Annotated in this window: 25 protein-coding genes; 15 read left to right on the forward strand and 10 right to left on the reverse strand. The window is 67.3% G+C overall.

The genetic code is table 11. The annotated features are described in order from the left end of the window. Positions 1-23: 23 nt before the first annotated feature. Both J5837_RS11890 and J5837_RS11895 read right to left on the reverse strand, forming a co-directional pair. A complete protein-coding gene (locus tag J5837_RS11890) occupies positions 24-1232 on the reverse strand; it encodes a hypothetical protein (protein WP_210536939.1) in 1209 nt (402 codons plus the stop codon). Positions 1233-1297: 65 nt separating this feature from the next. Next, positions 1298-3118, reverse strand: coding sequence for a sensor domain-containing diguanylate cyclase (locus J5837_RS11895; protein ID WP_210536940.1), 1821 nt, complete (start codon positions 3116-3118; stop codon positions 1298-1300). Positions 3119-3306: 188 nt separating this feature from the next. Here J5837_RS11895 and J5837_RS11900 point away from each other — a divergent pair, with 188 nt between their 5' ends. From J5837_RS11900 to J5837_RS11950, 11 genes are all read left to right on the forward strand, one after another. Then, positions 3307-3624, forward strand: a complete 318-nt coding sequence (locus tag J5837_RS11900) for a YerC/YecD family TrpR-related protein (RefSeq protein WP_210536941.1) — start codon at positions 3307-3309, stop codon at positions 3622-3624. Between the two features lie 12 nt (positions 3625-3636). After that, positions 3637-4560, forward strand: coding sequence for an ATP phosphoribosyltransferase (gene hisG / locus J5837_RS11905; RefSeq protein ID WP_210536942.1), 924 nt, complete (start codon positions 3637-3639; stop codon positions 4558-4560). Next, positions 4557-5849, forward strand: a complete 1293-nt coding sequence (hisD, locus tag J5837_RS11910; RefSeq protein ID WP_210536943.1) for a histidinol dehydrogenase — start codon at positions 4557-4559, stop codon at positions 5847-5849. The genes hisG and hisD overlap by 4 nt, the downstream gene beginning before the upstream one ends. Next, entirely contained in the window at positions 5846-6925 is a 1080-nt protein-coding gene (gene hisC, locus J5837_RS11915) for a histidinol-phosphate transaminase (RefSeq protein WP_210536944.1), read from the forward strand. Before hisD ends, hisC begins: the two co-directional genes overlap by 4 nt. Next, positions 6922-7998, forward strand: a complete 1077-nt coding sequence (hisB, locus tag J5837_RS11920; protein ID WP_210536945.1) for a bifunctional histidinol-phosphatase/imidazoleglycerol-phosphate dehydratase HisB — start codon at positions 6922-6924, stop codon at positions 7996-7998. The genes hisC and hisB overlap by 4 nt, the downstream gene beginning before the upstream one ends. After that, complete coding sequence (gene hisH / locus J5837_RS11925; protein ID WP_210536946.1) at positions 7998-8597, forward strand: imidazole glycerol phosphate synthase subunit HisH; 600 nt, start codon at positions 7998-8000, stop codon at positions 8595-8597. Before hisB ends, hisH begins: the two co-directional genes overlap by 1 nt. Next, complete coding sequence (gene hisA / locus J5837_RS11930) at positions 8594-9337, forward strand: 1-(5-phosphoribosyl)-5-[(5-phosphoribosylamino)methylideneamino]imidazole-4-carboxamide isomerase (RefSeq protein WP_210536947.1); 744 nt, start codon at positions 8594-8596, stop codon at positions 9335-9337. The genes hisH and hisA overlap by 4 nt, the downstream gene beginning before the upstream one ends. Then, positions 9331-10101 (forward strand): imidazole glycerol phosphate synthase subunit HisF, encoded by a 771-nt coding sequence (gene hisF / locus J5837_RS11935; RefSeq protein WP_210536948.1) that lies wholly within the window; start codon positions 9331-9333, stop codon positions 10099-10101. The genes hisA and hisF overlap by 7 nt, the downstream gene beginning before the upstream one ends. Further along, positions 10098-10691, forward strand: coding sequence for a bifunctional phosphoribosyl-AMP cyclohydrolase/phosphoribosyl-ATP diphosphatase HisIE (gene hisIE / locus J5837_RS11940; protein ID WP_210536949.1), 594 nt, complete (start codon positions 10098-10100; stop codon positions 10689-10691). Before hisF ends, hisIE begins: the two co-directional genes overlap by 4 nt. Positions 10692-10814: 123 nt before the next feature. Next, positions 10815-12068 carry a calcineurin-like phosphoesterase C-terminal domain-containing protein gene (locus J5837_RS11945; RefSeq protein ID WP_244755872.1) on the forward strand — a complete coding sequence of 418 codons (1254 nt, stop codon included), beginning with the start codon at positions 10815-10817 and terminating at the stop codon, positions 12066-12068. Continuing rightward, entirely contained in the window at positions 12065-12640 is a 576-nt protein-coding gene (locus J5837_RS11950) for a YdeI/OmpD-associated family protein (RefSeq protein ID WP_210536951.1), read from the forward strand. Before J5837_RS11945 ends, J5837_RS11950 begins: the two co-directional genes overlap by 4 nt. A gap of 116 nt (positions 12641-12756) precedes the next feature. Here the strand turns inward: J5837_RS11950 and yddG are convergent, their stop codons facing one another. From yddG to J5837_RS11980, 6 genes are all read right to left on the reverse strand, one after another. Beyond that, complete coding sequence (gene yddG / locus J5837_RS11955; RefSeq protein WP_210536952.1) at positions 12757-13632, reverse strand: aromatic amino acid exporter YddG; 876 nt, start codon at positions 13630-13632, stop codon at positions 12757-12759. Continuing rightward, on the reverse strand, positions 13629-14327 hold the full coding sequence (gene mtnC, locus J5837_RS11960) for an acireductone synthase (protein WP_210536953.1): 699 nt from the start codon (positions 14325-14327) through the stop codon (positions 13629-13631). The genes yddG and mtnC overlap by 4 nt, the downstream gene beginning before the upstream one ends. A 240-nt stretch (positions 14328-14567) precedes the next feature. After that, a complete protein-coding gene (locus tag J5837_RS11965) occupies positions 14568-15128 on the reverse strand; it encodes a 1,2-dihydroxy-3-keto-5-methylthiopentene dioxygenase (protein ID WP_210536954.1) in 561 nt (186 codons plus the stop codon). A 97-nt stretch (positions 15129-15225) separates the two neighbouring features. Continuing rightward, positions 15226-15870: a methylthioribulose 1-phosphate dehydratase gene (locus tag J5837_RS11970; protein WP_210536955.1), complete on the reverse strand. Its 645-nt coding sequence runs from the start codon at positions 15868-15870 to the stop codon at positions 15226-15228. Positions 15871-16021: 151 nt separating this feature from the next. Beyond that, positions 16022-17449 carry an amino acid permease gene (locus J5837_RS11975; RefSeq protein ID WP_210536956.1) on the reverse strand — a complete coding sequence of 476 codons (1428 nt, stop codon included), beginning with the start codon at positions 17447-17449 and terminating at the stop codon, positions 16022-16024. Between the two features lie 87 nt (positions 17450-17536). Continuing rightward, on the reverse strand, positions 17537-19021 hold the full coding sequence (locus J5837_RS11980; RefSeq protein WP_210536957.1) for an amino acid permease: 1485 nt from the start codon (positions 19019-19021) through the stop codon (positions 17537-17539). 136 nt (positions 19022-19157) lie between these two features. Between J5837_RS11980 and J5837_RS11985 the strand changes: the two genes are divergently transcribed. Beyond that, positions 19158-19772 carry an NUDIX hydrolase gene (locus J5837_RS11985; protein WP_210536958.1) on the forward strand — a complete coding sequence of 205 codons (615 nt, stop codon included), beginning with the start codon at positions 19158-19160 and terminating at the stop codon, positions 19770-19772. Positions 19773-19905: 133 nt separating this feature from the next. On the opposite strand, the gene J5837_RS11990 is transcribed toward J5837_RS11985, so the two are convergent. Then, positions 19906-20589 carry an HAD family hydrolase gene (locus J5837_RS11990; RefSeq protein ID WP_210536959.1) on the reverse strand — a complete coding sequence of 228 codons (684 nt, stop codon included), beginning with the start codon at positions 20587-20589 and terminating at the stop codon, positions 19906-19908. An 18-nt stretch (positions 20590-20607) separates the two neighbouring features. After that, complete coding sequence (gene serA / locus J5837_RS11995; protein ID WP_210536960.1) at positions 20608-21849, reverse strand: phosphoglycerate dehydrogenase; 1242 nt, start codon at positions 21847-21849, stop codon at positions 20608-20610. A 207-nt stretch (positions 21850-22056) separates the two neighbouring features. Here serA and J5837_RS12000 point away from each other — a divergent pair, with 207 nt between their 5' ends. The 3 genes from J5837_RS12000 to J5837_RS12010 all read left to right on the forward strand — a co-directional run bounded on the left by J5837_RS12000 (position 22057) and on the right by J5837_RS12010 (position 25810). Further along, positions 22057-23445 carry an FAD-binding oxidoreductase gene (locus tag J5837_RS12000; protein ID WP_210536961.1) on the forward strand — a complete coding sequence of 463 codons (1389 nt, stop codon included), beginning with the start codon at positions 22057-22059 and terminating at the stop codon, positions 23443-23445. Between the two features lie 215 nt (positions 23446-23660). Then, positions 23661-23960: a DUF2388 domain-containing protein gene (locus tag J5837_RS12005; RefSeq protein ID WP_210536962.1), complete on the forward strand. Its 300-nt coding sequence runs from the start codon at positions 23661-23663 to the stop codon at positions 23958-23960. Further along, the gene (locus tag J5837_RS12010) at positions 23957-25810 is read left to right on the forward strand and encodes a DUF7844 domain-containing protein (protein WP_342345536.1); all 1854 of its coding nucleotides are present in this window, start codon (positions 23957-23959) and stop codon (positions 25808-25810) included. Before J5837_RS12005 ends, J5837_RS12010 begins: the two co-directional genes overlap by 4 nt. Positions 25811-25959 lie beyond the last annotated feature (149 nt).

Consider the following 25959-nt stretch of genomic DNA (forward strand, 5'->3'; position numbering starts at 1 on the left):
TGGAAGGCGGGCCAGGGCCCGCCCTACGGTTTCCCTGTCGGCAATAGACCAGCGCGCTTCAGCGCGGAGATCAGCGGTTCGCGGTTTTCCGCCGGATTGCGCGGCCAGCCGACCACGCTTTCGACGACCTTGCCGTCGCGAACGATGTGGAATACCGGCATTCGCCAAGCCGGGAAAATCGACCATTCCGCCCGGTCGTGGATCGGCGTCATCCTCGCCTTCGGAAATTTCCGGTTCCACTCCAGGAGCGCGCCGAGGTCTTCGCGGCCGGGCGCGAGCGATAGCCAGTGCGCGTGTTGTTGGAATGCCGGGCCAAGCACAGGGTCGGCGGAAATGTCTTCGGCTGCGTCCGCCGAGAAGTGGCAGCCTGCGGTGACGATGATTTGTACCGGCGCCAGATCAATGGCGCGCCGTTTGAGTTTCCTTCCGTCAGCACTGAATTCCCATAGTGTCGGGGAGGCGGCCGGCAGCGCGGCATCTTCGAACGAAGGCAATTCGGGCAGGCCGGAACGAGGATGTGCTGCCGCGAACCTTTTCGCTTTTTCGAAATCGCGTGCCGCCAGCAACAGGTTGAAGACCTGGCTGGTCTCAGCGCTCCCCGCAAGGCCGCGCTTCTCGTATTCGCCATAGGCGACAAGCGCGGCACTGGCGATGGAAGCGTCGTCGCTCATCGTTCCTGCATCGAGCGATGCGCGCAGCAGCAGTTGCAGGTCTTCGTCGTGCAGCTCGCCGACCTGCACGGCATCCATGCCGGAAAACTCCGCCAGGTAAGCCTGCGTGAAAGCCGCGGCATGCGCGTTGTCGTCCGCCGGCCGCAGTCGCGCGGTGTCGAGGAAGAAACGGTTGTAACGGCGTTCGAATGGACCGATGCCGAGCCGTCGCCTGGCTGCGGTTTCCCGGTTCTTCTGATCGGAGAGCGGGATCATGCGCGCGATGCCATCCGCATCTTCGTAGAACAATGCGGGCAGGGCACGGGTTTCATCCGGCGTGAGCTCGAGCCCCAAGTCGCTGACCGGAAAGCTGCGAAGGCCGTTCTCGCCGAAATCGAGACTGGCGAGAAAGCGCTCGCGGGCACCAGGCGACAGCCGATCCAACGGGTCCGGCACCGTGGCATGCCTTTGCAGCCAATCGTCCATCGCAACTTGCGAGCGTATCGGCAACGCGGTTTCCGCAGGTTTTCCGGCGACAGGCGCCAAGATCGCCAGAATCAGAAACGGGAGAGCGAAACGCATGGGACTTCCTGTGTCCTGTGTCCATGCGCAGGATAAGCCAAGCGGACGTCGCTAAAAAAAACCGGTTACAGCATCCGCACGCAATCGCGTCCGCCGGACTTGGCCGCGTACAGCGCCTGGTCGGCGACCTGCAGCGCGGAATCGAGGCTGTCGCGCGCGCCGGCGATGACCGTGTGCACGCCGATGCTGGCCGACAGCGGAATCACCAGCGAGCCGCTGTGGCAGGGACGGTGTCGCAGGTCGACGCGAACGTTCTCGGCGACCGCGGTGGCCGCTTCGCGGTCCATGCCGGGCAGGGCGGCGATGAATTCCTCGCCGCCGAAGCGGGCGAGCAAGGCGCCATAGGGCTGCAGCGTCTCGGCCATGACCTTGGAGACCCAGCGCAGGCAGTCGTCGCCGACCAGGTGGCCGTATTCGTCGTTGATGCGCTTGAAGTAGTCCAGGTCGATCATCAGCAGCGAGATCGGCGTGCGGTTGTCGTGGGCCTGGTCGAGCAGTTGTTCGAACGCCTCGCGGAAGTGCGTGCGGTTGTACAGGTCGGTCAGGCCGTCGTAGCGCACGAACTCGCGCAGCTTGACGTGCGCATCCTCCAACTGGGTCAGCGCGGTGCTCAGCTCGCCGGTGCGCTGCTGGACCTTGATCTCGAGCTGTTCGTTGGCTTCGCGCACGATGCGCTCGTTTTCGCTGCGCAGGATGCCGTAACGGTAGCCCAGCGCGATGGACAGCAGCAGCATCTCCATAGCCGAGCCGATCTGCACGCCGTATTCGGTGACGAAGGTCTTCGGCAGCAGGCCGAACGCGACCATCGCGACCAGGCCGATGCCGAGCAGGAAGGTGCCCCAGGCGATCAGGAACAGCAGGGCCGGCTTGTAGCCGCGGCGCAGCGCGGCGATCGCTTCGACGGCGATCCAGATCGCGCTGAAGAAGGTCGCGATGGTGGCGATCTGGGTGGACACGCGGATCGGCAACGCGCCGCATACCAAGGCCAGCAGCAGGAAGAAGCCGATGAAACCCAGGCCGATGCGGTCGCCGAGCTTCCAGCGCTGGTTCAGGCCGAGGAAACTGCGCGCGAACTGCTGCATGCCGATCTGCGCCAGGCAGATCGACAGCGGAATCGACTGGTCGGCCAGCCATGGCGAATCCGACCACAGGTATTCGAAACCGAGTCCGTACAGCGCGAACAGCACCAGGCCGAAGGCGCTGACGTGCAGCAGGTACCAGAAATAGCTGGCGTCGCGCAGGGTGATCAGCAGCGCCAGGTTGTAGACGAACAGCGCCAGCAGGATGCCGTAGTAGATGCCGATGGCGAACTGCGCGTCGCGCGACATCTCGGTGAAGGCGCTGGGCGTGTACAGCACCAGCGGCACCTGCATCGAGCTTTCGCTCTGCACGCGCACGTACAGGTCGACCGGTTCGCCGGGCGGCAGGTCGATCTCAAAATTGGGGTGGCGGTAGCGGATCGCACGCTGGTCGAAGGGCACGTGGTCGCCGCCGACCCGGTGTTCGACGCGGCCATCGCGGTAGCGGACGTAGGCCTCGATGCGGTCGCTCAATGCGTACTGCTGCACCAGCAGCCAGCGCTGTTCGCGCGCATTGCGGTTCAGCAGGCCAATGTGGAACCAGTGCGCGCCGGACTGGAAGCCGAACGCGGTGCGACCACCGGGGAGAGGCTGGAAACGCCCGGTCGCGAGTGCGTTTTCCGCCTCGGGCAGGCCGGCCTTGCCATCGGAGTCGTGGAAATAGGTCGTATAGGGCGCCAGCACGACCTGCCGGGCGCTGCCGTCCAGGACCAGGGACGAGGCCGCGCAGACCGCGGGCACGGCGAAGACGAGCAGCGCGCCCATCAGCAACGACCAGACCCATGCGAGACCGTTTCGGTGCGGCATCCCCTGATTTCCACTCGTGTCGAGCATCCTGCCCGGCTCCCTTGTGCAAGTTTACTCCGGTCGTCGTGGATACAAGAACGGGCAAAACCACCGAATGAGGCCTTTTCATGGCTCGAATGCCGCTTGACGACCGGATTCCGGTTTGTGTATTGTATTAATGCGCTAATACAAAAGTACACGAAATCGCGATGAAGCGTCGCCCTGCCACCGATGGAAACCCCGCCGCACCCCTCTCGGCCTTGGCCCGGGCGCTGGCGGCGCTGTCGCGGCCGGAGGACGTGCAGGCTTTCCTGGAAGACCTGTGCACGCCGGCCGAGCTGGAAGCCATGGCCGATCGCTGGCGGGTCGTGCCGCTGCTGCTGAAGGGCGTGCCGTACCGCGAAATCCACGACCTGACCCAGGTCAGCGTCACCACCATCGGCCGCGTCGCCCGCACCCTGGAGCGTGGCGCCGGCGGCTATGCGGCCGCACTGCGCCGCCAACAGGGCCGCTCGGCTGCCCACTGACCGGTTTTCCCCATGAGTCCTTCCATTTCCGGTACCGGTGGCGCGAAGCGCGACCGCCTGCGCATCGCCATCCAGAAGAGCGGCCGCCTGGCCGAACCGGCGCGCGCGCTGCTGTCGGCCTGCGGACTGAGCTGGCGCGAGAGCCGCGACAAGCTGTTCTGCTACGGCGAATCCCTGCCCATCGACCTGCTGCTGGTCCGCGACGACGACATTCCCGGCCTGATCGCCGACGGGGTCTGCGATTTCGGCGTGGTCGGGCGCAACGAACTGAACGAGCAGGCCGCTGCACGCGCGCGCATTGGCCTGCCGCCGGCATTCCGCGAACTGCGCGCGCTCGGCTTCGGCGGCTGCCGGCTGATGTTGGCGATTCCCGAAAGTTGGGAATGGCAGGGCCCGGCGCAATTGCAGGGTTTGCGCATCGCCACCAGCTATCCGGCGATCCTCGGCGAATGGCTGCAGGCGCAGGGCATCCAGGCGAGCGTGGTGGAACTGTCCGGCTCGGTCGAGATCGCGCCGAAGCTGGGCACCGCCGACCTGATCTGCGACCTGGTTTCCAGCGGTGCCACCCTGCTGGCGAACCAGCTGAAGCCGGTGGAAACCCTGCTCGACAGTGTCGCCGTGCTCGCAGGCCCGGTGCGCGACTTCGACGACGAACGCGCCGCGCTGGCCGAAATGCTGCTGCGCCGGGTCGACGGCGTGCTGAAGCTGAAGGACAGCAAGCTGCTGATGTTCCGCGCCCATCGCGACACCGTGGCCGAACTGGCGCGTTTGCTGCCGGACGCCGATCCGCTGGTGCAGTTGCCGGGCGAAGGCGAGGGCCCGCTGTCGTTGCAGACGATGTGCCACGGCGCGGTGACCTGGCAGCGGCTCGAGGAACTGGAGCGCGCCGGGGCGCAGGGACTGATGGTGCTGTCGGTGGAGAGGTCGCTGGCATGAACCGTCTCGAATGGGCGTCGCTGGACGAAGCACGACGCCGCGATGCGCTGACCCGTCCCGTGCAGGTCGTCGCGCAACGGACCCGCGACCAGGTCGCCGCGCTGCTGGCCGACGTGCGCGAGCGCGGCGACGCTGCGCTGCGCGAGATCACCGCGCGCTTCGATGGCGTCGAACTGGCGTCGTTCGAAGTCACGGAAGCCGAGTTCGCCGCCGCCGAAGCGGCCGTCGGCGACGAGCTGAAAACCGCGATGCGCGAAGCCGCCGCACGCATCGAAGCCTTCCACAAGGCCGGCATGGCCAAGCCGTACTCGGTCGAAACCGCGCCGGGCGTGGTCTGCGAGCGGATGATCCGGCCGATCGCCCGCGTCGGCCTGTACGTACCCGCGGGCAGCGCGCCGCTGCCCTCGACCGCATTGATGCTCGGCGTGCCCGCGCGCCTGGCCGGCTGCCGGGAGGTCGTGCTGTGCACGCCGCCGCGCAAGGACGGCAGCGCCGATCCGGCGGTGCTGGTCGCGGCGCGACTGACCGGCGCCACCCGCGTGTTCAAGCTGGGCGGCGCGCAGGCCGTGGCGGCGCTGGCGTTCGGCAGCGACAGCGTGCCGAAGGTCGACAAGATCTTCGGGCCGGGCAACAGCTACGTCACCGAGGCCAAGCAGCAGGTCGCCCAGGCCGGCGCCGCGGCCATCGACATGCCGGCCGGCCCCTCCGAGGTGCTGGTGATCGCCGATGCCGGTGCGAACGTGGCCTTCGTCGCCGCCGACCTGCTGTCGCAGGCCGAACACGGCCCGGATTCGCAGGTGCTGCTGCTGTCCGACGACGCGGCGCTGCTCGATGCGGTCGAAACCGAGATCGAAACGCAACTGGCCGCATTGCCGCGCGCCGACATCGCGCGCCAAGCCTTGGCGGCGTCGCGGCTGGTCCGGGTGCAGGACCTGGAGCAGGCCTTCGCCATCAGCAATGCCTACGCGCCGGAACACCTGATCCTGGCCTTGCGCGAACCGCGTGCATGGCTGGGCCAGGTCGAAGCCGCAGGCTCCGTGTTCCTCGGCGATTACACCCCGGAAGCGCTGGGCGACTACTGCAGCGGTACCAACCACGTTCTGCCGACCAGCGGCGCGGCGCGCGCGTACAGTGGGGTCAGCGTGGCCAGCTTCCAGAACTTCGTCAGCGTGCAGTCGGCCAGCCGCGAAGGCATTGCCGCCATCGGCGGCTGCGCGTATACGCTGGCGCGCGCCGAAAGCCTGGATGCGCACGCCAATGCGGTCGCGCTGCGGATGGAGGCGGCATGAGCGTCCTGGAACTGGTTCGCGCCGACCTGCGCGGCTTCGCCGGCTATTCGTCCGCACGCAGCGCGACGGTGACCGGCGATGTCTGGCTCAATGCCAACGAATCGCCGTGGGCCAGCCCCGGCGACGCCAGCGGCAGCTCGCGCCGTTACCCTGAGCCGCAGCCACTTGCGCTGCGCGAGAAGCTCGCCGCGCTATACGGCTGCGATGTTGCGCAGTTGCTGATCGGACGCGGCAGCGACGAGGCCATCGATCTGCTGGTGCGCGCCCTGTGCGAACCCGGCGATGCGGTGGTGACCACGCCGCCGGTGTTCGGCATGTATGCGGTGTGCGCCAGGTTGCAGAACGTGCCGCTCGTCGAAGTGCCTCTGGTGGACGGGGAGGCGGGTTTCGCCCCCGATTTCGATGCCATCGGGCGAGCCGCGCTCGACCACCGCGCCAAGCTGGTGTTCCTGTGCTCACCGTCTAATCCGACCGGTGCGGCGATCGCCCTGGCGGACGTCGAGGCATTGGCCCGTCGCCTGGCCGGCCGCGCGTTGGTCGTGGTCGACGAGGCCTATGGCGAGTTTTCCGACGTTCCCTCGGCCGTCGGGCTGCTCGACGAGCTGTCGAACGTCGCCGTGCTGCGCACCTTGTCGAAAGCGCATGCATTGGCTGCCGCACGCATCGGCACGCTGATCGCCGATCCCGCGTTGATCGCCGTGCTGCGTCGCTGCCAGGCGCCCTATCCGGTGCCGACGCCCTGCGCGGAACTGGCGCTGGCCGGACTGTCCGACGCCGCGCTGGCGCAGACCCGGCAACGGGTGGAAACGGTGAAGTCGGAACGGGTGCGCTTGCAATCGGCGCTGGCCGCAATGCGGGGCGTCGTCCGCGTGTATCCGTCGCAAGGCAATTACCTGTTGGCGCGTTTCGCCGATGCGGAAGCCGCATTCCGTGCGCTGCTCGCTGCCGGCGTGGTGGTCCGCGACCAGCGCGGTGCGCCGCAGCTCGGCGATGCGCTACGCATCACCATTGGCTCTCCCGAACAGAACGACCGCGTGATCGCGGCATTGGACACGGACAAGGCGGCAGCGGCATGAGCCAGAAGATCCTCTTCATCGATCGCGACGGCACCCTGATCGAGGAGCCGGACGACTTCCAGATCGATGCCTACGAGAAGCTGCGCTTCGTGCGCGGTGCGATTCCGGCGTTGCTGAAGTTGCGCGACGCGGGTTTCCAGTTCGTCATCGTCAGCAACCAGGACGGGCTGGGCACCGAGAAGTACCCGCAGGGCAGCTTCGATGGTCCGCACAAGCTGATGCTGCAGGTGTTCGAAAGCCAGGGCATCGTGTTCCGCGAAGAGCTGATCGATCGCAGTTTCCCCGAGGAAAACCTGCCCACGCGCAAGCCCGGCATCGGCCTGGCCCTGCACTACCTTCGCGACCGGGACATCGACCTGGACAAGTCCGCGATGGTCGGCGACCGCGAGACCGACCTCAAGTTCGCGGAGAACATGGGCATCCGCGGGTTCCAGCTGAAGACCGCGCAGTTCGGCGGCGAGTGGGATTGGGCCGGCATCGCCCACGAACTGGCCGATGCGCCCCGCCGCGCGACCGTGCAGCGGAACACGAAGGAGACGAAGATCCGCGTCGAAGTCGATCTGGATCGCGTCGCCGAGCCTGCCGTCGCCACCGGCCTGCCGTTCTTCGACCACATGCTGGAACAGATCGGCAAGCATGGCGGCTTCGCCCTGTCGATCCGCGCCGAGGGCGACCTGCACATCGACGAGCACCACACCGTCGAGGACGCCGGGTTGGCTCTGGGCCAGGCGCTGCGCGAAGCCTTGGGCGACAAGCGCGGCATCGGGCGCTACGGGTTCCTGTTGCCGATGGACGAAACCCTGGCGCAGGCGGCGCTGGATTTCTCCGGCCGGCCCTACCTGGTGTTCGACGGCGACTTCAAGCGCGAACGCGTCGGCGACCTGCCGACCGAACTGGTGCCGCACTTCTTCCGTTCGTTGTGCGACGCCTCCGGCATCAACCTGAACCTGCGCGTGCAGGGCGAGAACGACCACCACAAGGTCGAGGCCTGCTTCAAGGCGTTCGCGCGCGCGTTGCGCCAGGCGATCCGGCGCGAAGGCGCGGAACTGCCGTCGACCAAGGGCGCGCTGTGATGAACGTGGTCATGGTCGACGGTGGCGGCTCCAACATCGGCTCGGTGCGTTATGCGCTGCAGCGCATCGGCGTCGATGCGGAGTTGACCGGCGATGCCGACGCCATCCGCGCTGCCGACCGGGTGATCCTGCCCGGCGTCGGTGCTGCCGCGGAAGGCATGAGGAAATTGCGCGGCCATGGCCTGGTCGAGGTACTACGCGCGCTGGACAAACCGTTGCTCGGCGTGTGCGTCGGCATGCAGTTGTTGTTCGACCGTTCCGAAGAGGACGACGTCGACTGCCTGGGCCTGCTGCCGGGGAATGTCGCCAAGCTGGCGGCCGGCGAGGGCGTGCGCGTTCCGCACATGGGCTGGAATACCTTGCACAAGCGCCGCGAGTCTTCGCTGCTCGAAGGCATCGACGAGGGCGCGCACGCCTATTTCGTGCACAGCTACGCCGCGCCGGTGGGCGATTTCAGCCTCGCCAGCTGCGAGTACGGCCGTGAGTTCTCGGCGGTCGTCCAGCAGGGCAACGCGGCCGGCGCGCAGTTCCACCCGGAGCGGTCCTCGGAAGTCGGTTCGCGCCTGTTGAAGAACTTCATCGAATACGGACTGGCATGATCGGCAATGGTTTCCAGCTTTATCCGGCCATCGACATACGCGACGGCCGCGTGGTGCGGCTGGCGCAAGGCGATTACGCACGCGAAACGCGGTACGGCGACGATCCGCTGGCAGCCATCCAGGGCTATGCCGGCGAAGGCGCCGACTGGCTGCACCTGGTCGATCTGGACGCGGCGCGCGAGGGCGGCTACACGCTGGCGCCGCTGCTGAAGGGCATCGACGCAACCACGTCGTTGCAGGTGCAGACCGGCGGCGGCGTGCGTTCGCGCGCCGACGTGCAGCGCATCCTCGATGCCGGCGCCTCGCGCGTGGTGATCGGCTCCCTGTCGGTCAAGCAGCCGGAAGAAGTGATCGCCTGGATCGGCGAATTCGGCGCGGAACGGATCACTGTCGCGCTCGACGCGCGCCAGGACGAAGCCGGCATCTGGCAACTGCCGGTGCATGGCTGGACCGAGGCGTCCGGCGTGACCCTCGACGAACTGGCACAGCGCTACGAAGCCGCAGGCTTGAAGCACCTGCTGTGCACCGACATCGCCCGCGACGGCATGCTGTCGGGACCGAATTTCGACCTGTACGCACACCTGGCGAAAATCGCGCCGTCGCTGCAGGTGCAGGCGTCCGGCGGCGTGTCCGGCATCGACGACGTGCGCCGGGCAAAGACGCAAGGCTGCGCGGGCATCGTCCTCGGTCGCGCGCTGCTGGAAGGCAGGTTCACGGTTGCGGAGGCGTTGCGATGCTGAGCCGACGCATCATTCCCTGCCTTGACGTGAAGGGCGGGCGCGTGGTCAAGGGCGTGAAGTTCCGCGACCACGTGGACATGGGCGACATCGTCGAGCTGGCGCTGCGTTATCGCGACGCTGGCGCGGACGAACTGGTGTTCTACGACATCGGCGCCAGCCCGGAAGGCCGCAACGTCGACGTCGAGTGGGTGGAACGGGTTTCGTCCAACCTCGACATCCCGTTCTGCGTGGCCGGTGGCATCCGTGACGTCGAGACCGCACGCGCGGTGCTGGCCGCCGGTGCGGACAAGATTTCGGTCAATACGCCGGCGCTGGAGCGGCCGGAGCTGGTTTCCGAACTGGCCGCCGCGTTCGGCGTGCAATGCGTGGTGGTCGGCGTGGACTCGGTTCGGGAAGCCGACGGCGAATGGCGCGTGCGCCGCAACACCGGCGATCCGTCGAAGATGTCCGGCGTCGGCCTGCGCACGCTGGATTGGGTCGTGCGCGCGCAGGAACTGGGCGCGGGCGAAATAGTCCTGAACTGCATGGACAGCGACGGCGTGCGCAAGGGCTACGACATCGCGCAACTGACCGAAGTGCGCGCGCTATGTGCGGTTCCGCTGATCGCCTCCGGCGGGGCCGGCGAGCCGGAACACTTCGCCACCGTGTTCCGCGACGCCGATGTGGATGGCGCGTTGGCGGCCAGCGTGTTCCACAGCGGCAAGATCGGGATCCCTGCGTTGAAGCGCTATCTGCGCGACGAGGACATCGAGGTGCGGCTGTGAGCGAAGACAAACTCGACTGGAACAAGGGCGACGGCCTGCTGCCGGCAGTGGTGCAGGACGCCGACAGCCTGCGCGTGCTGATGCTTGGCTACATGAACGCCGAGGCGCTGGCGGTGACGCGCGCCAGCGGCCACGTGACCTTCTTCAGCCGCAGCAAGCAGCGGTTGTGGACCAAGGGCGAGAGTTCCGGCCACTTCCTCGACCTGGTCGACATCCGCGCCGATTGCGACGAGGACACCCTGCTGGTGCTGGCGCGTCCGCATGGGCCGACCTGCCACCTGGGCCGCGCCAGCTGTTTCCCGGAAGCTCCCGGCGGTTTCCTCGCCGAACTCGATGCGCTGGTCGCGCAACGGGAACGCGAGCGCCCGCAAGGCAGCTATACGACCAAGCTGTTCGAAGCCGGCACGCGCCGCATCGCGCAGAAGGTCGGCGAGGAGGGCGTGGAAACCGCGCTGGCCGCGGTGGCCCAGGACGACGCGGCCCTGCTCGGCGAAAGCGCCGACCTGCTGTACCACCTGACCGTGCTGCTGCGTTCGCGCGGCCTGTCGCTGGACGACGCGGTCGCGGTGCTGCGCGAGCGCCACCGCTGATCTCGTAGGAGCGCACCTTGGTGCGCGACCAGTTCTTCGGACGATCCTGATCGCGCACCAAGGTGCGCTCCTACGATGGGCCGAAGCTGGGATAATCTCGGCCTCTTCGGAAGTGGGATGCCCATGCGTACTTGGCTGCTGCCCTTGCTGTTGTTGACCGGGACGGCATTCGCCGGAACCCGCCAGTCGCCGGACACGCTGGAGGTGCTGGTCTTCGGCGATCCGCAGCCGAAGTCCGCGACGGACGTGGATTACTACCGCCGCGACATCGTGGAACCGCTGGTCGGCCGCCACCACGCCAAGCTGGGCATCTCGCTCGGCGACATCAGCAACGACGCGCCGGAGCTGTATCCGCTGGTCAAGGCGGTGGACGCGAAGCTCGGCGTGCCGTGGCTGTACGTTCCCGGCAACCACGATGTCGACGTCGGCGCGAAGGACGACGTGTCGTCGCTGGAAAGTTTCCACCGCGCCTTCGGCAAGGACACCTACGCGCGTCGCGAGAAGTTGGCGACCTTCGTCGTGCTGGACGACGTGATCGTCCAGCCGGACAAGAAGCCGGCCTACATCGGCGGTTTCCGCGAGGACCAGTTCGCCTTCCTCGAATCGCTCCTGCCGAACGTGCCGAAGGACCGCCTGCTGGTGATCGCCGTGCATATCCCCTTGTTCGAGGGTCCCGGCCAGCACACCTTCCGCGATGCCGATCGCGAACGGCTGTTCGCGCTGCTGAAGGATTTTCCGCACGTGCTGCTGCTGAGCGCGCACAGCCACACCCAGTGGCAGGTGGCCCATGGCGAGAAGAGCGGCTGGCATGGCGCGAATCCATTGCGCGAATACAACGTCGGCGCGGCCTGCGGCGCGTTCTGGTCGGGCGTGAAGGACGCCGCCGGCATTCCCGCCAGCACGATGAGCGACGGGACGCCGAACGGCTACGCGGTGCTGACGGTCAAGGCGGGCGGCGAATACGCATTGGCCTGGCATCCGGCACGCGATCCGGACGCGGCGATGGCCCTGCACGGGCCGAAGGTGCTGCGCAAGGGCGCGTACCCGGCCTGGGGCGTGTACGCGAACGTGTTCATGGGCGAGGAAGACACGCGCGTCGAGTACCGCGTGGACGGCGGCGACTGGCAGCCGATGAAGAAGGTGCTGCAGGCCGATCCGGGCCTGCTGGCCGAGAACATGCGGGACGATGCAGCGGACGCCCTGCGCGGCTACGACCGTTCGCCGGAGGCGACCCCGTCGACGCACCTGTGGCGCGGCGCCTTGCCGACCGGTCTCGAGGCTGGCGAACACCAGGTCGAGGTGCGTGCCTTCGATCGCTGGCGCGGCGAACAGCGCGCACGGACGTCGTACCGCCTGCAGGAAGCGGCATCGCCATGAGTCCGGGGGCCGATCTCCCCGCCATCCACTTCGAGGATGCCGTCGCCTGGGAAGGGTGGCTGGAAGCGAATGGCGGTGCCGCCGGAGTGTGGCTGAAGATCGCGAAGAAAGGTTCGGGCATCGCATCGGTGACCTATGCGGAAGCACTGGACGTCGCCCTGTGCCATGGCTGGATCGATGGGCAGAAAAAGGGCCTGGACGAACGGTTCTTCCTGCAACGCTTCACCCCGCGGCGGCCGCGCAGCCTCTGGTCCAAGATCAATATCGCCCATGTCGAACGTCTGACTGCCGCCGGGCGCATGCGGCCGGCGGGGTTGCGCGAAGTCGAAGCGGCCAGGGCCGACGGTCGCTGGGAGGCGGCTTATGCGAGCGCTTCTTCGATGGAAGTACCCGAGGAACTGGCGCGTGCGTTGAAGAAAAACCGCAAGGCCGCGGCATTCTTCGAAACGCTCGACAAGACCAACCGCTACGCGTTCTGCTGGCGCGTGCAGACCGCGAAGAAAGCGGAAACGCGCGAGGCAACGGCCGAGAAGTTCGTGGCGATGCTGGCCAGAGGCGAGAAGCTGCATTGATCACGAATGCCCCGTCGCAACGGTGGGCGTCGTAGAGTCGAGCTTGCTCGACTGCTTCTGCTTTTACGCGATGATACGAAGAGCAGTCGAGCAAGCTCGACTCTACGAAAATCGCTTCATTTCGGTTTTCTTACGCTGAGCCATGCGCCGAGCAGCAATAGCGCAATGGCTATCGCTTGCGATACGTGCGGCTGCGCCTTGCCGGCCACGACCAGCAATAGCGTCGACAACAGCGGCGCGAGGTAGGACAAGCTGCCGAGCAGGGCGATGTCGCCGCGCTTGGTGCCGTGGTCCCACAACAGGAAGGCCGCGCCGACCGGTCCGATGCCCATGCCGACCAGCGCCAGCCATTGGGTCGCGTCGGGCTGGACGTGGGTTTCGAACAAATGGTGGGCGATGCCGCCGAACAGCGATACCAGCGCGCAGGCCACGGCGATCGCTGCGCTTGGCACCTGCGCATGGCGGCGGTTGAGTACGGAATACGCGGCCCAGACCACCGCGGCGGACAACGCGGCCAGATAGCCCGGCACGAACTCGCCGCGGATCTGCAGACTGCTGCCCTTGGTCACCAGCACGACGGCCGCGACCAGGCCGAGCAGGGTGCCGACGATCTGCCCGCCGCGCACGCGCACGCCCGGCAGCAGGCCGGCGAACAGCACGATCAGCAGCGGCCACATGTAGTTGAGCAGGTTGGCTTCCAACGCCGGCGCGCGCTTCAGCGCGATGAAGTACAGCGCGTGGTACCCGAACAGCGCAGCCGTGGACAGCGCCAATGCCGGCAGCGGCTGGCGCAGCTCGTTCCAGCCGGCCTTGCCGCGCAAAGCGGCGCGCAGCAGCCCCAGCACGGCGGCGACGCCGAAGCTGGTCGCCAGCACCTGGAACGGCGGCAGCGAGCCGGTCAGCGTGGTCAGCAGCGCGAGCGACGCCCACAACAGGATCGCCAGCAGGCCGCTCAGCGTGGCGCGGCGGTCGGGTTGCGCGGAGGCGTTCAAGCGGGAAGCTGGATTTCGGAAAAGCTCTCGACGCGGGTGTGGCCGTGCGTGGCTTCGCCGCGGCGCGGCTGCGGATAGTCCTGCAGGCGGTCGATCAGCACGGTCTGCAGCCCGGCCTCGCGCGCGGCGTCGAGTTCCTCGACCACGTCGGACAGGAACAGGATTTCGCCCGCAGGCACGCCGATGGCTTCGGCGATGCGCCGGTAACTCGCCGCTTCGCGCTTGCCGCCGACTTCGGTATCGAACCAGTCGGAGAACAGCGCGGTCAGGTCGCCGGCATCGCTATGGCCGAAGAACAGTTTCTGCGCCGGCACCGAACCGGACGAATACACGTACAGCGGCAGGCCCGATCCGTGCCAGCCGCGCAGCGCCGGGGCGGCGTCCGGGTAGATGTGCGCGGTGAAGTCGGCATCGCGGTAACCGGCTTCCCAGATCCTGCCTTGCAGCGCCTTCAACGCGGTGTGCTTGCGGTCTTCATCGATCCAGCCCTGCAGGGTCTCGACGATCATCTCGTCCTGGCACATGCCGCCGTTTTCCACCGCGACCTGGTCCAGCCAGCGGCGCACTTCCGCTTCGTGCCCGTGTTCGCGCACGAAGCCGGGCAGGGCGCGGCGCGCGTACGGGAACAGCACGTCCTTGACGAAGGAAATGGAGGAAGTGGTGCCTTCGATGTCGGTGAGGATAGCGGAGATCATGAGTCACTCATTGAATTGGCGGCCATCCATGGCGTTGCATCATCGTTTTGCCGGATACCGACCCGGCCATCCATGGCCGGGCGTTCGCCGGTGCTCGCGGCGGTGCCGCGCAAGCGCACCGGCTTACCCTTCCATGTCGGTGAGGATCGCAGAGATGGGCATGGGCCGGGATTCGCTTTGGCTCGTCATCCTCGCGAAGGCGGGGATCCAGTGTCTTTCGCGGAGATGGCAGGCGAAGAACTACGCGGCCCGGGTCGGACCGTGGTAGCGCGGGAACTTCTGCGCGATGTCGCTGCCGGTGAAGTGGCCGACCCAGCCGTCCGGCTCCGTGAAGAAGCGGATCGCGACGAAGCTCGGTTCCGGGCCCATGTCGAACCAGTGCAGGGTGCTGTCGGGCACGCCGATCAGGTCGTCCTGCATGCATTCGATCTCGTAGACCTTGCCGTCGACGTGCAGGGTGAACAGGCCCGAGCCGGCGACGAAGAAGCGCACCTCGTCTTCCTTGTGGAAGTGCTCGTCGAGGAACTTGGCGCGCATCGCTTCGCGCTGCGGGTTGTCCGGGGCGATGCTGACCACGTCGACGGTCTTGAAACCGCGTTCGGCGATCAACCGGTCGATGTCGGCGCGGTACGCGTCCATCACCTGCTCCGGCGTGTCGCCGGGCGCGACCGGGCGGTTGGCCTGCCAGCGCTCGAAGGTCACGCCGATCTTGAACAGCTCCTCGGCGATGAAGTCCGGGTCGTAGCTGGCGAACTCCGGGGTGGCCGGATTGTTTTCGTCGAAGATGCGCAGGCGGCTCATGGCGATGGGTCGGGGTAGGGGATCGGTGGAAAGCGTAACAGGGCGGGGCGGCCCGGCCCGGTATGGCCGCGGAACGCTGTGGTTCGGGCGTCCGCGACTAGGTACGCGCGCCGAGCTTGCGCAGTTCCAGTTCGCAGCCCAGCAGGAATTCGAACGCTTCCAGGTGCCGGCGCGCTTCGGCCATGTCGCGGCCCCAGGCGTACAGCCCGTGGCCATCGATGAGGTAACCCCACAGCGGCTGCCGGTCGAGCAGGACGTCGACCTGCGCGGCCAGGGTCGGCATGTCCTGGGTGTTGGCGAACACCGGCACGTCCACGCTGCCTTCGTGGGTGGTGTTGCCGGCGAAAGCCTTCTGCAACTCATAGCCCTCGAAGCGCACGTGGCCGGCGCCCGCGTACAGCCGCGAGGCGATGGTCTGCACCGGCGAATGGGTGTGCAGCACGCAGCCGACCTCGGGGAAGCGCCGGTACAGCTGGGTATGCAGCAGGGTTTCCGCCGAAGGCCGGTGCGCGGTGGCGACCGGCTGGCCGTCGAAGTCGACGACCATGATGTCGTCCGGGGTCAGCCGGCCCTTGTCGCGGCCGGACACTGTGATCGCGGCGTGACGGTCGTCGAGGCGACGGGAGAAATTGCTGCTGGTCGCCGGGGTCCAGCCCGCCTGGGCCAGCTCGCGCACGTTGACGATGATTTCGTCGGCCAGCCCGCGCAGGCGGTCGGCGTCGTAGGGCAGGGCGTTGTTCATGCCCCTAGTTTAGCGCCAGTGGTGTGGGCAATTGATCGGCATCGGCCCCCTGAGTCAGGGGGCGATTCGCGCGCAGCGCGAATGGGGGTGTGGAAGCACGTAGCGGGGCCCGAAGTTTGCCGCGCAAACTTCGGGGCAATCAGGCGGACCTTCAGTTGCCGCGACGCAGCTTGCTGTGGCGATGGCCGTACATGAAATAGACCAGGAAGCCGATCGCGGTCCACACCACCATCAGGAACCAGTTGTGCGCGGTCATCGTCGACAGCAGCGCGAAACAGCTGAGGATGCCGGCGGTGCAGACCAGCCACGCCGCCGGGATGCGGAACGGACGCGGCAGGTCGGGCTGGGTGCGGCGCAGGATCAGCACGCCGGCGCAGACCGCGGCGAAGGCGATCAGGGTGCCCATCGAGGTCAGTTCGCCGAGCACGTCCAGCGGGAACACCGCCGCCAGCACCGCGATGCCGATCCCGGTGATGACCGTGTTGATGTGCGGGGTGCGGTATTCGGGGTGGATCTTGGTGAACACCGGCGGCAGCAGGCCATCCTTCGCCATGATCATGAAGATGCGCGGCTGGCCGATGATCATCACCAGCACCACCGAGGACAGGCCGATCAGCGCGCCGACTTCGACGATCACCCGCAACCAGCCCAGCTGGGGATGCGCGGCCACCGCGGTCACCACCGGTTCGTCGGTGCCCAGCTGCGTGTACGGCACCAGGCCGGTCATCACCGCGGCCATCGCGATGTACAGCACGGTGCAGATCGCCAGCGACAGCAGCATGCCGATCGGCAGGTCGCGTTGCGGCTTGTGCGATTCCTGTGCCGCGACCGATACCGCCTCGAAGCCGATGTAGGCGAAGAACACCAGCGCAGCGCCGCGCAGCACGCCCTCGAAGCCGTACTTGCCCGGACCTTCGTTGGTGGGGATGAACGGATGCCAGTTGGCCGGGTCGACGTATTTCCAGCCGACCGCAATCACCAGCAGGATCAGACCGGTCTTCAATATCACCATCGCCATGTTCATCGCCGACGACTTGCGGATGCCGACGTAGCACAGCCAAGTCAGCAGCAGCACGATGCCGGCGGCGGGCAGGTTGGCGATGGCGCCGGTCGGCTGCAGCTTGGCGTCCAGCGGGGCGCTGACCAGCGCGGCGGGCAGGTGGATGCCGAAGTGATCGAGCAGGCTGAGGAAATAGCCGGTCCAGCTGACCGCCACCGCCGAGGCGGAGACGCCGTATTCCAGCACCAGCATCCAGCCGATGAACCACGCGGCGAGTTCGCCGAGGGTGGCGTAGGTGTAGGTGTAGGCGCTGCCGGACACCGGCACCATCGCGGCGAATTCGGCGTAGGCCAGTGCGCAGAAGGTGCAGCAGATCGCCGCCAACACGAACGACAGCATGATCGCCGGGCCGGCATGGTCGGCCGCGGCCTGGCCGGTGATGACGAAGATGCCGCCGCCGATCACCGCGCCGATGCCCAGTGCGGTCAAACCCCACGGGCCGAGCGCGCGTTGCAGGCTCAGGCCCTGCGCGTCGGCGTGGCTGGCGTGGGGATGCTTGGTGGCGAACAACTGCTTCATGCGCGGATCCGGTGGCTGGATGGGACAACGGCGAAACGCAAAAAGGCCGGCGTTTGGGCCGGCCTTTGCGTCATTTCAGGCGAATGCTCAACTTGCGCTGGTTCCGTTCGCCAGGTGGCTGCGGCGGTAGCCGTACAGCCCGTACAGGATCAGGCCCAGCGCCGCCCAGACGACGAAGGTGATCTTCGCGGTCATGCTCAGGTTGACGAACAGCAGCAGGCAGCCGGCGACCGCCAGCGGGCAGACGATCCATGCGAACGGCGTGCGGAACGGGCGGTGACGGTTTGGCTGGGTCTTGCGCAGCACCAGCACGCCGATCGAGACCATCGCGAAGGCCAGCAGGGTGCCGGAGTTCGAGGTGTCGGCGAGGCGACCGACCGGCAGCAGGGCGGCGCACACCGACACGACTGCGCCGGTGATCAGGGTGATCACGTGCGGGGTATGGAACTTCGAGTGCACCTTCGACAGGCCGTCCGGCAGCAGGCCGTCTCGCGACATGGTGAAGAACACACGGGTCTGGCCGAACATCATCATCAGGATGACCGAGGGCAGGGCCAGGATCGCGGCGATGCCGATCCAGTCGCCGATGCGGTTGTGGCCGAGCAGGCGCATCACGTGCGCCAGCGGTTCATGGCTGCACACCAGCGCTTCGGAGCCGACGCAGGCCGCGGCCATCGCCGGGGTGCCCGGATCCAGCGGCATGCCGTTGGGGCCGAGGATCGGCTGAGCACCGACCGAACCCGCCGCGCCGTAGCCGACCAGCAGGTAGAAGACCGTGCACACCAGCAGCGAGCCGATCAGGCCGATCGGGATGTTGCGGTTCGGGTTCTTGGTTTCCTCGGCCGCGGTCGAGACCGCGTCGAAGCCGACGTAAGCAAAGAAGATCGACGCGGCCGCGCCGAGCACGCCGACGCCGCCCATCGGACTGCCCCAGCCGCCGGGCAGGAAGGGTTCGAAGTTGTCGCCCTTCACCGCCGGTACGGCGAGGAAGATGAAGACGGTCAGCGCGATGATCTTGATCGCGACCAGCACGGCGTTGACCTTGGCGCTCTTCGAAGTACCGATGACCAGCAGCCCGGTGACCGCGACGCCGATCAGGAAGGCGAGGAGGTTGAACGTGCCGCCGGCGAAATAGCCGGTCTGCAGCCACGCGGGCAATGCCATGCCGTTGGCGGCGAGCAGGCCGTTCATGTAACCGGACCAGCCGACGCAGACCGTGGCCGCGCCGATGCCGTATTCCAGGCCCAAGGCCCAGCCGACGACCCAGGCGGTGAATTCGCCGAACACGCCGTAGCTGTAGGTATAGGCCGAACCCGACACCGGCACCATCGAGGCCAGTTCGGAATAGGCCAGCGCGGCCAGCGCGCACACCACGGCGGCGATGACGAAGGCCAGCATCATGCCCGGACCGGCCTTCTGCCCGGCTTCCGCCGTCAACACGAAGATGCCGGTGCCGATCACCGCGCCAATGCCCAACAAGGTCAGTTGCGTCGCGCCCAGCTGGCGCTTCAGCGACTTCTTTTCGGCGGTTTCAAGAATCTTGTCGAGCGGTTTGACGCGCCAAAAAAGCATCGAGGTGTCCCCATTCAAGGCTGGCAGGCCGCGGCCGGAGGCGGCGCGGGCGGGTGCCGAACCTTACCCTGTTGCGATTTGGTTTCACAAGCACCGAACGCCACGGTCCGGCGATAATGCGTTCCTGAACAGGCGGATGGACGCGGAGATCGCAGTGCAGCAACCCAGCTTGGCCGAGCAGTTGGCCGATTACCGGAGGCGTTGGCCGGCCGAGCACGAGGTCGCGGACCAGTTCCTCGCCCTGCTGGCCGACCCGGCCAACCCCTTCGTCCGCGAACGGCTCGAAGGCCATTTCACCGGCAGCGCCTGGCTGGTCAGCGGCGACAGCCGGCGCGTGCTGCTGACCCATCACCGCAAGCTGGACCGCTGGCTGCAGCTGGGCGGGCATGCCGACGGCGACACCGACCTGGCGCAGGTGGCGCTGAAGGAAGCCGGGGAGGAATCCGGCCTGGACGACCTGCGCGTGGAGGCGGAAGGAATCTTCGACCTCGACCGGCACTGGATTCCGGAACGCTGCGACGTGCCCGGCCACTGGCATTACGACGTGCGCTATGTCGTGCGCGCCGGCGACAACGAGGACTATGTGGTCGGCGAGGAGTCGCTCGACCTGGCCTGGCGGGAAATCGCGCCGCTCGCCGATGAAACGGACGAGTCGCTCGGTCGCATGGCGCGCAAATGGCTGGCGCTTCCCTTCTCCCACCGGGATCGAAGCCGCCCCAAGCGGCTGAGGGTGGCGCGCAGCGCCGGATGAGGGCGTACAAGTTCCGGCGCTGGTTGGGTCTGAGCGGCGTGGAAAGCTACGCCCTCATCCGCCCCGTCGGGGCACACCCGACTCAAGCATTCGAGGGCAGGCTCTTCTCCCGAGAGGAGAAGGAAGAATCGCCTCAGCTGCGCGCGACGACTTCGTCGATGTGCCGCAGCAGCCCCGCCGGATCTTCGTAGACGCGGAACGCGCCGGCGCGTTCCAGTTCTTCCTGCCCGTAGCCGCCCGACAACAGTCCGATGCCGAGCGCGCGGGCGCGTTGCGCGGCGAGCATGTCCCAGATGCTGTCGCCGATCACCAGCGATTGCGCAATGTCCACGCCCAGCCGCTCCGCGGCGGCGATGAACAGATCGGGATCGGGCTTGGCGTGGCGGACCTGGTCGCGGGTCACCACCGGCACGCGCGCCGGGTCGACGCCGAGCGCCTCGATGTTGCGCGCGGCGGTTTCCATGCGCCCGCTGGTGGCGATGCCCCAGGGAATGCCTTCCCGGTCGAGGAAGGCCAGCAACTCGCGCGCGCCGGGCAACGGCTTGACCGGGCTTTGCGCGGACAGCCGCGCATACGCGGCCGCATGCGAAGCGCGCATCCGCGCCAGGCGTTCCTCGGTGATGTCCTGCCCGGTTTCGCGCAGCAGGATGTTGGCGAACAAGCCGCCGCTCATGCCGATCTTGCGATGGATGCGCCACACCGCCAGGTCCACGCCTTCGTGGTCCAGCGCTTCCTTCCACGCCAGCACGTGCTGGTAGACGCTGTCGACCAGGGTGCCGTCGAGGTCGAACAGGAAAGCCGTGGTGGCGCGTGACATGAAGGCGTACCTCGATGGCTAGTACAGGACGCGCGTGCGCAGGGTGCCGTCGATCCCGGCCAGCGCATCGCGCAGGCCGGTGGCCTGTTCCTCGGTCGCGGTCACGTCGATGACCACGTAGCCGACCTTCGGGTCGGTGCGCAGGAACTGGCCGTCGATGTTGACGTTGCGCTCGCGGAAGATGTCGTTGATCCGCGACAGCACGCCGGGCACGTTGCGGTGGATGTGCAGGATGCGGCGGCTGCCGTCGTGGCCGGGCAGGGTGACTTCGGGGAAATTCACCGCCGACAGCGTGCTGCCGTTGTCGCTGTAGCGCACCAGCTTGGCCGCCACCTCGATGCCGATGTTGTCTTGCGCCTCCAGCGTGCTGCCGCCGACGTGCGGGGTCAGGATCACGTTGTCGCGGCCGCGCAATGGAGATTCGAATTCGTCGCCGTTGCCCTTCGGCTCGACCGGGAACACGTCCACCGCCGCGCCGCCGACCTGGCCGGAATCCAGCGCCGCGGCCAGCGCGTCGATGTCGACCACGCTGCCGCGCGAGGCGTTGATCAGGTGCGCGCCGCGCTTCATCGCGGCGATCTGTGCCGCGCCGAACATGTCCTTGGTGGCCGGCGTTTCCGGCACGTGCAGGGTCACCACGTCGCTGCGTTCCAGCAGGTCCTGCAGGCCGGCGGCGGAGCGCGCGTTGCCCAGCGACAGCTTGGTTTCGATGTCGTGGAAGATCACGTTCATGCCGATCGCCTCGGCCAGCACGCCGACCTGGGTGCCGATGTGGCCGTAGCCGATGATGCCCAGGGTCTTGCCGCGCGCCTCGTGGCTGCCTTCGGCCGACTTCGACCAGCCGCCGCGATGGCATTCGGCGTTCTTCTGCGGCACGCCGCGCAACAGCATCACCGTCTGCGCGATGACCAGCTCGGCCACGCTGCGGGTATTGGAATAGGGCGCGTTGAACACCGGGATGCCGGCCAGCTCCGCCGCATCCAGGTCGACCTGGTTGGTGCCGATGCAGAAGCAGCCGGCGGCGATCAGGCGGCGCGCCTGGGCCAGCACGTCGGCGGTCAACTGGGTGCGCGAACGCAGGCCGACGATGTGCGCTTCGGCAATGCGCGCCTTCAGCTCGTCTTCCGGCAGGGCCTTGGTGAGGTATTCGATCTGCGAGTAGCCAGCCGCCTTGAAGGTTTCCACGGCAGTCTGGCTGACCCCCTCCAGCAACAGCACGCGGATGTCCTGCTTCGGGTACGAGGTCTTCTTGTTCGACATTGCGGGGGTGCTGGAAACGAGCGGAGGAAGGGCCTGTCACTATGCCAGATATCGCCCCGCATTGGTGCGGTGCGTCAGTGGTGTCCGGACGCATAAACGACTGATCCGGCGATGGTTTCGCGGGCAACCGTCGCATCGCCATCGCGTAGCTGGACGCAGCGCAGCATCGCTGGCACGCTGCACTCCCTCACGTTGCTTCGCCTCGCCATGACCGACCCGCGCCTCGACGCCCTGCGCCAAGCCGCGCCCGCGCTGCGCCTGAAAACCGATCCCGCCGACCTGGAGCATTACGGCCGCGACTGGACCCGGCGCTGGACGCCGGCGCCGCTGGCCATCGCCTTGCCCGGCAATGTCGAGGAAGTGCAGGCGGTGGTGCGCTGGGCCAACCAGCAAGGCGTGGCCATCGTGCCTTCCGGCGGGCGCACCGGTTTGTCGGGTGGCGCGGTCGCGGCGAACGGCGAGCTGGTGTTGAGCCTGGAGCGGATGAACCAGGCGCTCGCTTTCGATCCGGTCGACCGCACCCTGACCGTGCAGGCGGGCATGCCGCTGGAAGCCGTGCACAACGGGGCGCGCGAGCACGGCCTGCAGTACCCGGTCGATTTCGCCGCGCGCGGTTCCTGTTCGATCGGCGGCAACATCGCCACCAACGCCGGCGGCATCCGGGTGATCCGCTACGGCAATACGCGGGAATGGATCGCTGGGCTGAAGGTCGTTGCCGGCACAGGCGACGTGCTCGACCTCAACCGCGGCCTGATCAAGAATTCCAGCGGCTACGACCTGCGCCAGTTGCTGATCGGCAGCGAGGGCACGCTGGGCATCGTGGTCGAAGCGACGCTGCGCCTGACCGATCCGCCCCCGCCGAGCAACGTGATGCTGCTGGCGTTGCCGTCGTTCGAAGTGCTGATGCAGGTGTTCGCCGCGTTCCGCCAGCGCCTGCAACTGGAGGCGTTCGAATTCTTCACCGACGTGGCGCTGAAGCACGTGCTGGCGCACGGCGCGCAGAAGCCGTTCGACGAAATCCATCCGTTCTACGTGGTCGCCGAATTCGCCAGCGGCGACGAGGCCACCGAAGCCGCGGCGATGGCGGCGTTCGAGCACGGCATGGAGCAGGGCTGGATCGTCGACGGAGTGATCTCGCAGTCCGGTGCGCAGGCCGCGCAGTTGTGGCGCTTGCGCGAAGGCATCACCGAGTCGCTGGCGCGCTACAAGCCGTACAAGAACGACGTGTCGGTACGTATCTCGGCGATGCCGGCGTTCCTGGCCGAAACACAGCAATTATTGAGCGAGGCCTATCCGCATTTCGAAGTGGTGTGGTTCGGCCACATCGGCGACGGCAACCTGCACATCAACGTGCTGAAGCCGGACGACGTGGCCGACGCCGATTTCATCGCCGCCTGCGAACAGGTCACCAAGCTGCTGGCCGACTGCCTGCGTCGCCACGGCGGCAGCATCTCGGCCGAGCATGGCATCGGCCTGGTCAAGAAACCGTACCTCGGCAGTACCCGCAGCGACGCGGAAGTCGCGTTGATGCGCGGGGTCAAGCATGTGTTCGATCCGAACGGGGTGCTGAATCCGGGCAAGCTGTTCGATCCCTGAGGCGGAATTCATGACGTTGGGCGTGGGAGCGACGTAAGTCGCGAAAGCTTCCGAGGCCTCCTGCCTAAGATCGCGGCAGGCGAATTCGCGACTTACGTCGCTGCCACGGCGGTAATAAATTGGCTTCCGCTTGCCTGGATTCAGGCGAACGCACGCATTTGCGGTTAGTCTTCCCGCACCCGCCCACCGGGCCCACGCAAACCGAGACGCACTCCATGTCCCGATCCCTCCTCGTTGTCGCCCTGCTGGCTGTTTCCGTTCCCGCATTCGCCAGCAGTTTCGCCGGCAGTTCGGCCGGCGCTTCCTCGGCCGGTTCGTCGGCGTCGTCCGACAGCTCGTCCGGCGACGACAAGGTCGTGCTGCAGGCCCGCGACGACGCGGCCAGCTTCGTCGCCAGCGAAGGCCGCATCCGCGGCGCCCGCCTCGAGGCCGCGCTGCGCCAGCTGCGCGAACGCCACGCCGGCGCGCGCGAGGCCAGCGACATGCAGCTCGCGCAGGCCATCCTGGCCCGGTGAACCCCTGCCGCCGGGCAGGGCGGTTCGCCCTCGCGGCATGGCTGGCGTGCGTTGCGTCGCCGGCATCGGCCTCGTTGTTGCGCATCGACGCGGCGAACCTGTCGCCGGCACAGCGCGAGGCCACGCAACAGATCATCGATGAAACCGAGCGGCGCCTGCCGCCGCCGTGGCGCGAATCGCTGCCCGATGGGCTGACCCTGCAATGGCGCGATGACCTGCCTGCGGAAGTGCACGGGCGGGCGAAGTCGCAGCGATTGTGGCTGCGGCGTTCGCTGCTCGAGGGCTGGATGGCGCGACCGGCGAACGCGGGCGCCGACGATCCGGCGACGCGTGCGGCGCTGTCCGCGCTGATCCACGAACTGGCCCATTTCCACGACCGTTCGCCGCAAGGGCGGCTGTCGCGCGATCCACGCCTGCTCGACCTGGCCGGCTGGCAGGCGCGGCCGCTGCATTTCGGCCTGCGCAGCGCGAAGAACCCGTTCACCGATCGCACACCGGACCGCTACGAGCTGGCCAGCCCGAAGGAATTCGTCGCGGTCAACCTGGAATGGTTCCTGCTCGACCCGCAATACGCCTGCCGGCGTCCGGCGCTGTTCCGCTATTTCGCCGGGCATTTCCATTGGCAACCGGCGGCGGCCGAATGCGCGCCGGGGCAGGTGTTCCTGCAGACCGATCCGGATTTCGCCAGGTCCGGGTTCGAACGGATCGATCCGGCGCGCCTCTACGCGGTCGACTACCTGCTCGCCGAAGGCAACGAGGAGACCATGAGCCGCTGGGGCCACAGCATGCTGCGGCTGGTGGTGTGCGCGCCCGGCCGCGCGCCGGGTCCCGATTGCCGGCTGGACTTGCAATACCACCGGGTGCTGTCGTTCCGCGCCTTCGTCGGCGACGTGCAGATCTCCGGCTGGCGCGGGCTGACCGGACGCTATCCGTCGCGATTGTTCCTGTTGCCGCTGGACCAGGTCGTCGACGAATACACCAAGACCGAACTACGCGGCCTGCAGTCCATCCCGCTGCGCTTGCAGCGAAGCGAACTGGACGAATTATTGGAACGCGCCGCGCAACTGCACTGGAGCTACGACGGCCGCTACTACTTCGTCGGCAACAACTGCGCGGTCGAAACCTGGAAGCTGCTGCACGACGGTGTGCCGCGCCTGGCTTCCGAACCCTTGCGCAGCATCACCCCGACCGGCCTGCTGCGGAAGCTGGAACGAGCCGGCGTCGCCGATGCCTCGGTACTGGACGATCGCGACGGGGCCCTGCGGCAGGGGTATTACTTCGAACCGATGAGCGCGCGCTACCAGTCGATGTACGAGATCGCGCGCGCATCGCTGGGATTGCCGCAAGCGAAGGTCGAGAACTGGCTGGAGCTGCCACCCTCACAGCGCTCGACATGGTTGCCGAAGGCGGATCTCCGTGCCGGCGCCGCATTGCTGCTTCTGGAGGAGGCGGCGTTGCGCCGCGAGGAGCTGAAGGCGCGGGACGCGATCAAGCGTCAACTGCTGGAGCCCGATGCGGCGCAGCGCAAGCGCAGCGCGCAGGCGCGCGATGCGGTGCGGGACGTGCTCGCGCGCGAGGCGATGCTGATGCGGCCGGCGGCATTGGGCGGCGAAGGATATGGCCTGCCGCAGCAGGAACGCGACGCCTTGCAGGCGCGTGCCGCCGAGCTCTCGATGCGGGTGAAGGCGGATTGGCAAGACCTGCGCCAGGCTGCGCGCGATGGCTTGCCATCGTCGCAGCGCGAGGCGCTCGCGGGGATAGAAAAGAACCTGGCGACGCTCGGTACGCGCTTGCGCGAATTGAACCGGACGCAGGGCGGTTTGCAGCTGCCGGAGGCCGGAGCCCCGTAGCCGGAGCATTCCTCCGGCGCGGTCTCCTGCATGAGCGGAATTTGTAGAGCCGAGCATGCTCGGCTGCGGTTGCTGTTGCCTTTGCTTGGCAGTCTTAGGGTGGGCACGTTTTTTGTGCCCACCATTCATCGTGCGGGTGGGCACAAAAA

The organism is Pseudoxanthomonas helianthi, from assembly GCF_017939625.1.
GTDB lineage: Bacteria > Pseudomonadota > Gammaproteobacteria > Xanthomonadales > Xanthomonadaceae > Pseudoxanthomonas_A > Pseudoxanthomonas_A helianthi.